At 66.4% G+C, this 693-nt stretch carries 1 protein-coding gene; it reads left to right on the forward strand.

The genetic code is table 11. The features are described from left to right. Positions 1-693 (forward strand): helicase-related protein (locus NZU74_20450; GenBank protein MCS6883699.1); only part of this gene is annotated, 693 nt, incomplete at both ends.

The raw sequence follows: 693 nt of genomic DNA on the forward strand, positions 1-693 counted from the left end.
CGCCACCGCCGAATACGTCGCGCAGGAGCTACAGCGCCGACTCGCCGGCCAATTCCCCGCCCTCCGGGTGAGCGCCGTCACCGGTCGCATCGAGGAGGAAGAACGCCGCGCCAAAGTGCAGGACCTCGCACGCACCCCGCAGCGCGTCCTCGTCGCCACCGACTGCCTGAGCGAAGGGATCAACTTGCAGACGTTGTTTGATGCGGTGTTGCACTATGACCTGCCGTGGAACCCCAACCGCCTGGAGCAACGCGAAGGGCGGGTGGATCGCTACGGTCAGCCTGCGCCGGTCGTCACGGCGGTTCGCTGCTTCAGTCCCGATAACCCTGTGGACGGCGTCGTGATTGACGTTCTGCTCAACAAAGCGCGTGAAATCCACAAGACGCTCGGCGTGTACGTCCCCGTGCCCGAAGAGAGCGAATCCGTCACCGAAGCGGTGCTCAACGCTCTGTTTTTGCGCGGGCGGCGCGATCAGCCCGAACAACTGTCGCTTGATCTCGAGGCGTCGCCGGTGACGCGCCTGCATCAGCGGTGGGACGCGGACGTCGCGCGCGAACGCCTCAGTCGCACGAAGTACGCCCAACGCGCCATTAAGCCCGCTGAGGTCAGCCGGGAACTCGCAGTCGTGGATCGCGTTTTGGGCGACCCCGCCGCCGTCCGCGAGTTTGTCTGCGCCGCCGGGCAGCGCCTTGG

It is taken from the genome of Chloroflexaceae bacterium (assembly GCA_025057155.1).
Taxonomy (GTDB): domain Bacteria; phylum Chloroflexota; class Chloroflexia; order Chloroflexales; family Chloroflexaceae; genus JACAEO01.